General features: G+C 69.0%; 5 protein-coding genes and 1 pseudogene. 2 read left to right on the top strand and 4 right to left on the bottom strand.

Features of this window, described 5'->3' with window-relative positions:
• On the top strand, positions 1 to 594 hold a 594-nt coding region (locus tag PMI14_RS32745), incomplete at its 5' end, for a methyl-accepting chemotaxis protein (protein ID WP_157405930.1).
• A gap of 52 nt (positions 595 to 646) precedes the next feature.
• Here the strand turns inward: PMI14_RS32745 and PMI14_RS32740 are convergent.
• The 4 genes and pseudogenes from PMI14_RS32740 to radA all read right to left on the bottom strand — a co-directional run bounded on the left by PMI14_RS32740 (position 647) and on the right by radA (position 6427).
• A complete protein-coding gene (locus tag PMI14_RS32740) occupies positions 647 to 1864 on the bottom strand; it encodes an EAL domain-containing protein (RefSeq protein WP_007862016.1) in 1218 nt (405 codons plus the stop codon).
• Positions 1861 to 2226, bottom strand: a complete 366-nt coding sequence (locus PMI14_RS35715; RefSeq protein WP_238541950.1) for an Hpt domain-containing protein — start codon at positions 2224 to 2226, stop codon at positions 1861 to 1863. The genes PMI14_RS32740 and PMI14_RS35715 overlap by 4 nt, the downstream gene beginning before the upstream one ends.
• A gap of 131 nt (positions 2227 to 2357) precedes the next feature.
• Positions 2358 to 4754, bottom strand: a pseudogene (locus PMI14_RS32735) (MASE4 domain-containing protein); the annotation flags it as partial.
• Between the two features lie 293 nt (positions 4755 to 5047).
• Positions 5048 to 6427 (bottom strand): DNA repair protein RadA, encoded by a 1380-nt coding sequence (radA, locus tag PMI14_RS32730; RefSeq protein ID WP_007862014.1) that lies wholly within the window; start codon positions 6425 to 6427, stop codon positions 5048 to 5050.
• Between the two features lie 124 nt (positions 6428 to 6551).
• On the opposite strand from radA, the gene PMI14_RS32725 reads away from it, so the two are divergent.
• The coding region (locus PMI14_RS32725) for an HpcH/HpaI aldolase/citrate lyase family protein (protein WP_007862012.1) at positions 6552 to 7266 on the top strand (715 nt) is incomplete at its 3' end.

The following is a 7266-nucleotide window of genomic DNA, read 5'->3' as shown; positions in this document are numbered from 1 at the left end:
GTGGTGGCCAGCGAGGTGCGCGGCCTGGCGCAGCGCAGCGCCGAGGCCGCCAAGGAGATCAAGGGCCTGATCACGGCCTCGGTGGAATCGGTGGAGACCGGCTCCGAGCAGGTCACCCAGGCCGGCCAGGCCATGGACGAGATCGTCAGCAGCGTGCGCCGCGTGTCGGACCTGATCGGCGAGATCACCGCCTCCTCGTCCGAACAGCGCGACGGCATTGCCCAGGTGAACGTGGCCGTGACCCAGCTTGACCAGATGACGCAGCAGAACGCCGCGCTGGTGGAGGAATCCGCCGCGGCCGCCTCGTCGCTGCGCGACCAGGCCCAGCGCCTGGCCGAGGTGGTGTCGGTGTTCAATGTGGGCTACCAGCCGGCGGCCGCGCCAGCGCCGCGGCCGGCAGCGGCCCGAGCCCCGGCCTCGCGCCCGGCGGCGGCGCCTGCCGGCAAGGTCACGGCGTCCACCAGTGCCCCCCGCAAGCTGCAGGCCCCCAAGCCGGCGCCAGCCGCCACCCGGGCACCGGCGCCGCCTGCCAAGGCCCCCGCAGCGGCTCCGACCAGGACCAAGGGCTCGGACGACGACTGGGAAGCCTTCTGACCGGAGAGGCTGCAGGCAGGCGAGGCATGCGCAACCTGGCCTGGCATGCACTTCATCCGGGGGAATGCTCCGCAGCCCAGCGCGCCCGCCAACCCGCGGCCCACTCCAGAACCTTGTCGGCGGGCATGGGCCGCGCAATGAAGTAGCCCTGGGCCAGGTCGCAGCCCGACTTCTGCAGGAAATCCCAGTCGTCGGCGTCTTCCACGCCTTCGGCCACCACCTCCATGCCCAGTTCCTTGGCCAGTCCCAGGCTGGCAAAGAAAATGGCGCGCAAGGTTTCGTTGTGGTGGGCACCGTGCACGAAGCTCTGGTCGATCTTGAGCTCGTCGAACGGGACATCGCGCAGTTGCACCAGGGAGGAATGGCCGGTACCGAAATCGTCGATGGACAGCTTGAACCGGCGCAAGCGCAGGCGCGTGAGAATTTCCAGCGGCGCGCGCAGGTCCTTCATCAGCTGGCTCTCCGTCACCTCCAGGACGATGGACTGCGGCTTGACCCCGGCAGCGGCGGCAGCGGCCGTGATCCTTTCGGGGAATTCCAGCGCATGGAGGTTGTCCATGGACACGTTGACGGCCACCTTGAGCGCCAGGCCCTCCCGCGCCCATATGGCGCTGTCTTGAAGCGCCTGTGCCAGCACCACCTGGGTGAGCGCGTCGATCAAGCCATGGGCCTCGGCCATGCCGATGAACTGGTCCGGATACACCAGGCCGTCCTCCGGATGGCGCCACCGCACCAAGGTCTCCATGCCGACGACCTCTCCGCTCGAGACCGAGACCTTGGGCTGGTAGTGGTTGACCAGTTCTCCGGTCTGGATGGCCTGCGCCAGGCGTTCGACGACATAGCCCTTGCCCTGCAGGTGCTGGGCCAGTTGCGCCGAGGGCACCCACCGCTCCACCAGCTGGAACAGCGCCTGCGGCGGCACGGGCTTCTGCAGGCTGCCCAGCACGTCGATGTGGTGGGCCTGCACCAGCCTGCGCGCAGAGTGCAGAGTGCGTTCGTCCTCGCCACTGACCAGTATCAGGCTGCCCGCATACCCATGCTCCACCAGCTTGCGCACGAACTCCATGCCGTCCATGCCGGGCATGTTGAGGTCGCACAGGATGAGCTGCGGTGCCAGCACGGGATCGTCCACCCGTTCGAGTGCCGTCTGGCCGTTGTCGCAGGTATCGACCTGGGTGAAACCCAGGTTGGCCAGTTGCCGGGCCAGCAGCATGAGCATGAAAGGCTCGTCATCGAGCACCAGGATGCGGATGTCGGATCGGGCACTCATGGCGCGCCGTCCCGCGGTTCGCTGGCCAGGATCTCGGCCAGATGCCGGTCGACGGTGGCCATCTCCAGCTTGAAGTGCTCGAATGCCAGGGACAGCGCGTCGATCTGCCCTGCCGCACCCACCTGCTCCATGTCGGCACACAGGTCACCCAGCGCCATGGCGCCCACCGAGCGTGCGGCCGACTTGAGCTTGTGCACAGCGGCCACGGTCTTGGCGGCGCTGCCGGCGCAGTAGGCCTGCTCCACTTCCTGCGCAATGCGCGCCGCGCTGCTGCGAAACGCCTGCAGAAACTCGCGGATGAGTTGGGGGTCGTCTCCCACCAGGCTGCGCAGCACCTGAACGTCCACCGGCCCTTCGGGCATGGGGGACCCGTCGATGCCCTGCGCCCCCGGGGCCAGCGCTGTGGCGGCGGGCCTGGGGGCAGCCAGCGCTCCAGCAGGTCCTGCAGGTCCGCCAGCGGAGCAGGCTTGCTCATGTAGTCGTCCATGCCGGCGTCCTTGCAGCGCTGGGCCTCCGTCTTGAGGGCATTGGCGGTCAGCGCCAGGATGCGCACCGGCGGCTCGGCCGCCTCGCCGGCATGGATGCGTGCGTTGGCGCGCTCCTGCTCCTCGGCACGCACCACCGAGGCCAACTGGTAGCCGTCCATGCCGGGCATGTGCAGGTCGGTCACGATCAGGGCGTAGTCGCCGCTGCGCCAGCGTATCAGTGCCTGCAGGCCGTCGCTGGTCAGGTCGGCGGTAAGGCCCAGCAGCGCCAGCTGCTGCATGATGACCTTCTGGTTGATCTCGTTGTCTTCCACCACCAGGATCAGCCGACGTTGCCGGCGCGCCTCTTCGCGCGACAGCGCCGCCGGCCCCGGTGCATGGCGCGCAGGCAGCAGCGCACCTTGCTCATCCTCGTAGGGAACCCGCCCGGCGGCAACGGCCACCGCGCGCAGCAGGGCGCTGCGGGTCAGCACATTGCCGTCCACGGACACCCGGTCTGCATCGAACTGCGGTGGATAACGGTGCGGGCCGTGGCCGATGACCACGAAGTGGTGGGCCAGTCCCGGATTGGTGCGTGCAACGGCGCGCAGGCGGTCCAGCGAGACCGGGCTGTCGGCATCGGTGTTGACCACCCAGACCCAGGGGCCGGGTGCCAGGCTGGGCGCCAGTTGGCGGGCCGCCTCCAGGCTCACCACGTGCCGGGTGTGCGCCCCCGCATTGGCCAGATAGGTCACCAGGTCTCCAGACAGCGTCTTGCCATTGCCGATGATGAGACAGGACAGGCCCGCGACCAGGGAGGGTGACGGCGGTGCATCACCTTGGGCGGGAGCGGCACAGGCCAGCGGCAGCCGCAGCGTGAAGGTGGAGCCAGCCCCCGGCGCACTGACCACGGAAATGCGGCCCCCCATGCGCTGCGCCAGGCTGCCGGATATGGCCAGGCCCAGGCCGGTGCCGCCAAAGCGCCGGGTGGTGGACACATCGGCCTGGGTGAAGGCCGTGAACAGGGTGGCCAGGGTGGCCTCACCCATGCCGATCCCATTGTCGATGACCTGGAATTCCAGGGTGACGCTGTGCGTACCCTTGTCCACCAGCACGGCACGCACGGCGACGCGCCCGGCGACCTGCCCCCCCGCCGAAAACTTGATGGCGTTGTTGACCAGGTTGATCAGCACCTGGCGCAGGCGCAGGGCGTCGCCCAGCACGACGGGGGGAATCTCGGGGTCGGTGAACAGTGTCAGTTCAACGCCTTGCTTCTCTGCCAGGCGGTTGAGCATCACGCAGACCTTCTCGACCACCTCCCCCACGGCCATGGGCTCGCTTTCCACGTCCATGTGGCCGGCCTCGATCTTGGAGAAGTCCAGGATGTCCTCGATGATGCTCAGGAGCGAAAACGCGGACTCCCGGATCAGGTCCACCATCGCCACCTGGGGGTTCTTCAGGCTGGAACGCGCCAGCACGTCGATCATGCCGATGACGCCGTTCATGGGGGTGCGGATTTCATGGCTCATCGCCGCCAGAAAGTTGGACTTGGCTTGGGCCGCTGCGTTGGCGGCATTGCGCGCCACCTCGAGTTCCGCGCTGCGCTGGCGTTCGCGCACATTGGCGGTTGCCAGGTCGCCGTACAGGCGGCTGTTTTCCAGCAGCAGGACGACCAGCACGAACGACGATGCCAGCAGCCCATAGACGCGCCCGCCATAGAAGCCCAGGTCGAAGCGCGCCCCGTTCAGCACCGACGCCAGCGCAATGTCCAGCAGCCAGGCCACCAGCGTCACCATCAGCCACAGGTCCAGCACGCTGCGTGCCTTGCGCCACAGCGCCAGCAGCGCCACGAGCGACAGCGTCCAGGTGCACACCGCCGCCAGGAGCTTGCCCGAGTCGTCCCGGTTGCCGCGCATCAGCACCGGCAGTGCATCGTGGCCCAGGGTGCTCAGCAGCAGCAGCGCCAGTGCAAGCGCCATGGCGCACAGGGTGGCCCAGGCAATGCCACGGCGCGCCGAGCCGCCCACCGACTCCTGCACACCCGACCCGGCGGCGATGGGGTCCTTCAGGTGGACATAGGCCAGCACGAACAGCGGGAAGCCGCCATGCCACAGGAAGTACAGCCATGCCGTGGTTTGCGGACCCGATCCGAGCAGTCCGGTGGGGGCGAAAAGGCCGGGGAAGCTCAGGCCATGCGCCATGGCCATGAAGGCACAGAACAGGTAGCCCGCCCCCAGCACCAGCAACGCACGCGAACGCAGAAAACTGTACTGGCCGAGCAGCAGCACGGCGGTGATCAGGTCATTGGTGACCAGGGCCGTCTGGTAGACGGGAATGAAGGCGCCCACCGGCGGCAAGGCCACGCGCGCAAAGGGCGCGATCGCCAGAAAGATGAGAAGGGACGCACCCACGGCTGCAACGGCCATGCGCCGGTGGCGCGTGTCCGCAGCCAGCGTGGACAGAAATGCCGACCTGTTGTCCGACGGCGTATCCCAGGAATGCTCGATGGCCAACACAGCCTCCCTCTGCAATCGTTATCGACGCCGCAGGTGCCTCTGAAGCGGGCCTTGGCGGGCGCCGTGTAGGTTCCGGTTGACCGGGCCAGCTTAGTGCAAGTGCCCGATGGGAGCAAGAAAAAATGGCGCAGCGGCTCAGACCAGAGCCGTGCGCCAGAGCGCCCCTTTCGGGAGAAGGAGCGCGAAGCGCCCCAGGGGCTGTGCTAGCCCATTTCACGCACGACGTTCATCGCCTCTTCCACGCGCTCAACGGCATGGATGGTCAGGCCCTCGATGGGTTTCTTGGGTGCATTCGCCTTGGGCACCACGGCCACGCTGAAGCCGAGCTTGGCGGCCTCCTTGAGCCGCTCCTGGCCGCGCGGCGCGGGCCGCACCTCACCGGCCAGGCCCACTTCGCCGAAGGCCAGGAAGCCGCGCGGCAGGGCCTTGCCGCGCAGGCTGGAGGTGATGGCCAGCATCACGGCCAGGTCGGCCGCCGGCTCGCTGATGCGCACGCCACCCACGGCGTTCACGAACACGTCCTGGTCCATGCAGGCCACGCCCGCGTGGCGGTGCAGCACGGCCAGCAACATGGCCAGGCGGTCCTTGTCCAGGCCCACCGAGAGGCGCCGCGGGCTGGGGCCGCCGCTGTCCACCAGGGCCTGGATCTCCACCAGCAGCGGGCGCGTGCCCTCCAGGGTGACCATCACGCAGCTGCCCGGCACGGGCTCGCTGTGCTGGCTCAGGAAGATGGCGCTGGGGTTGCTCACGCCCTTGAGGCCCTTCTCGGTCATGGCGAACACGCCGATCTCGTTGACCGCACCGAAGCGGTTTTTGATGGCGCGCACCAGGCGGAACTGGCTGTGCGTGTCGCCCTCGAAGTAGAGCACCGTGTCCACCATGTGCTCCAGCACGCGCGGGCCGGCAAGCGCTCCTTCTTTCGTGACGTGGCCCACGAGCACGATGGCCACGCCCGAGGCCTTGGCCGCGCGCGTGAGGTGGGCCGCGCATTCGCGCACCTGGGCCACCGAGCCGGGGGCCGAGGTGAGCTGGTCGGAATACACGGTCTGGATGGAGTCGATCACCGCCACGGCGGGCTGCATGGAGTCGATGGTGGCAAGGATCTTCTCGAGCTGGATCTCGGCCAGCACGTTGACCTGGCTGTGGTCCAGCCCCAGGCGGCGCGAGCGCAGCGCCACCTGGGCGCCGCTTTCCTCGCCGGTCACATACAGCGTGGGCAGGCCCACGCGCTGCAGCGCGTCGAGCGCCTGCAGCAGCAGGGTGGACTTGCCGATGCCCGGGTCGCCGCCGATCAGCACCACCCCGCCTTCGACAATGCCGCCGCCCAGCACGCGGTCGAGCTCGTCGATGCCACTGGGCGTGCGCTCCACGTCGCTGGCCTCGATGGCCGACAGCGGCATCACCGCCTGGGCCTGCGCCAGGCCCGCGAACTGCGGCGTGCTGTAGCGGTTCTTGCCCGGCCCGGCGTCGGCCACCTGCTCGATCAGCGTGTTCCAGGCACCGCAGGCCGGGCACTTGCCCAGCCAGCGCGGGCTGGTACCACCGCATTCGGTGCAGCTGAAAAGGGTCTTGTCTTTGGCCATGGCGTGGGGTGGTGGAGCAGGAAGGGAGGCGGGCTGGTGACTATAGCGGTCGCAACAGGGGCCTGCAGCCCCGGCGCACAGGCCGTACGATGGCGGCCTTGCATCTCGACGGACACGCACACCCATGCAGCAGACCCCCACCAACCCCTTCAAGCAGGCCATGGCCCAGGGCCGTGCCCAGATCGGCCTGTGGCTGGCCCTGGCCGATGCCTACAGCACGGAGATCCTGGCCGGCACGGGCTACGACTGGCTGCTGCTCGACGGCGAGCACGCACCCAATGACCTGCGCTCGCAGCTGCACCTGCTGCAGGCCGTGGCCAGCGCCACGAGCGCCCTGCCGGCCGGTGCACAGCCGCCCCACGCGATTGCACGCGTGCCCGTGGGCGACACCGCGCTGATCAAGCAGTACCTGGACATCGGCGCCACCACCCTGCTGGTGCCCATGGTGGACACGGCCGGGGAGGCCCGCGACCTGGTGCGCGCCACGCGCTACGCCCCCGAGGGAGTGCGCGGCATGGGCAGCGCCCTGGCGCGCTCCTCGCGCTGGCAGGCCTACCCGAACTACGTGCACGAGGCCAATGCCCAAGTGTGCCTGCTGGTACAGGCCGAGACCGTGCAGGCCATGGAGAATCTGGACGCGATTGCCGCCGTGCCCGGTGTGGACGGTGTCTTCATCGGCCCGGCGGACCTGTCCGCATCGATGGGCCACCCGGGCAACCCCGGCCACCCCGACGTGCAAGCCGCCATCACCGAAGGCATCGCGCGCATCCTGCGCGCGGGCAAGGCGCCCGGCATCCTGGCCACCAACGAAGCCCAGGCCCGCCACTGGCTGGGGGGGG

It is taken from the genome of Acidovorax sp. CF316 (assembly GCF_000276605.1).
In the GTDB taxonomy this organism is placed as follows: Bacteria; Pseudomonadota; Gammaproteobacteria; order Burkholderiales; family Burkholderiaceae_C; genus Acidovorax.
Note: the sequence above shows the minus strand (reverse complement) of the source record. Positions and strands in the feature narration are given on the sequence as shown.

Coding starts and splice junctions, on each gene's coding strand:
- PMI14_RS32740 (WP_007862016.1), bottom strand. CDS start 1,864: ATGAGTGCCCGATCCGACATCCGCATCCTGGTGCTCGATGACGAGCCT.
- PMI14_RS35715 (WP_238541950.1), bottom strand. CDS start 2,226: ATGCCCGAAGGGCCGGTGGACGTTCAGGTGCTGCGCAGCCTGGTGGGA.
- radA (WP_007862014.1), bottom strand. CDS start 6,427: ATGGCCAAAGACAAGACCCTTTTCAGCTGCACCGAATGCGGTGGTACC.